We start from the raw sequence: 1,218 nt of genomic DNA, 5'->3' as shown, positions 1-1,218 counted from the left end.
GCAATCAAATGCGGGAAAGTAAAAAAGCTCCAAAATATTACAAATTAGAAAAGAAGCCACTCCAAAAGAGTGGCTTTTTTCGTTTTACAAAACTCAGTACCGTTGAGGATACTGCAGGCTGGGCGCCCCGGACTACGCGTCGCGACCAATACGGGAAAGTAAAAAAGCTCTCAAATATTACAAAGTAAACAGAAGCCATCTCGATAGAATGGCTTTTTCGTTTTACAAGACTCAATACTGCAGGCTACGATACACCCGCCTAAATAAATACTGCCTAATAAGAATAATCTTTTGAAAAGGCCTAGACGACAAATATCATACATTGTGAGTCAATGAAAGTAAATCCACTTAATATAAAGCTAGTTTTGGAAAGAGGTAAAAGTGGTCTCATCACATTATTGAGTGATGAAGGGTGCTATGTGGGAATATTTGTATCAACCTGCTGAAGAATTTGTCAATAATTAGGTTCGGTTATTTTTACTTCTTAACAGAACCAGATCTACAAAGATCTATATTAACTGAAGAAGGGACTCTATAATAGCTTTTATTCAATTAGTTAATTAGAAGTTTGTGGACTTTATAGTACAATGTTCTAGAAATCTATTCTATCTATTTAGTGATATGAACATTTATCACATAAACACGTTGCTTAATGCTATCCTAGAATTTCCAATAGTTAACAATTGTTAGTTTACAGAAGTATCTCCTCTAAACAGTTCTGGACAAACCGTAAGATATACTTTTACTTGAAAATCCAGGTTACAAGTCCAAGTTTTAAACTTTGTGTATAAAACTCTGGAAAAGTATTCAAAAAGTTCTATTACACCTGAAAGAGTCTTTTTTGCCCTTTATATATAAATATCGGCCATCTCATATCGACTCCACTTAAATAATTTTTTGATATTGTATCAGCGCTTTCTGTAAGCTGTATATTCTGCTAGCGGATAAAAATTAACCTATTTTAAATCTAGTTACTAGCCCTAAAAGGGTAATTAATTGTTGCAAAAGCAAATACGATCCATAATATATCTTATAAAGAGATAATAAATAATGATACGAGAGGCAAGTGTAGTTGTAAGCTTCCCCAAAAATAGTACGGATTAAAAGTTTAAAAAGTGTGATATTTTTTAACTTTAGGCAAGTATTATGAAAAGCAGCAAATTTAGTCCGACCGAAATTGCAAAGATTCTTAAGGAATTTGAATCTGGCAAGTCCTTA

The 1,218-nt window shown here is 33.0% G+C and carries 1 protein-coding gene; it reads left to right on the top strand.

All coding sequences use genetic code 11. The features are described from left to right. The coding region (locus tag GVN22_RS27810) for a hypothetical protein (protein WP_205691067.1) at window positions 1–188 on the top strand (188 nt) is incomplete at its 5' end. Window positions 189–1,218 lie beyond the last annotated feature (1,030 nt).

Origin of the sequence: Cellulophaga sp. BC115SP (assembly GCF_009905545.1) — a bacterium.
Lineage (GTDB): Bacteria > Bacteroidota > Bacteroidia > Cytophagales > Spirosomataceae > Flectobacillus > Flectobacillus rivi.
The sequence above is the reverse complement of the archived record's forward strand: the minus strand, read 5'-3'. Positions and strand labels throughout refer to the sequence as shown.